Source organism: Tenacibaculum sp. AWR4_210 (assembly GCF_056160945.1).
In genome coordinates, this window is sequence record NZ_JBSWYF010000102.1 from 1 (window position 1) to 236 (window position 236).

Consider the following 236-nt stretch of genomic DNA (forward strand, 5'->3'; position numbering starts at 1 on the left):
TTGTTGATTTTTAATCAACTCTCTATCTTGATTCTTTACGATATCATATTACCAATATGTCAATGAACTTGTGCCGAGTCGGCACTGACAAGTATTTCAGTTACCAACCGGGTGTAATGCTTAGATAAACTATCTTAAAACACTACCTTGTGGAGAATATCGGAGTCGAACCGATGACCTCTTGCGTGCAAGGCAAGCGCTCTAGCCAGCTGAGCTAATCCCCCATGTGCTTTTAG

General features: G+C 41.5%; 1 tRNA gene. It reads right to left on the minus strand.

From position 1 onward, the window contains the following. Nucleotides 1-150 precede the first annotated feature (150 nt). Nucleotides 151-224, minus strand: a tRNA-Ala gene (locus ACXAG7_RS20210). Between the last annotated feature and the right edge of the window lie 12 nt (nt 225-236).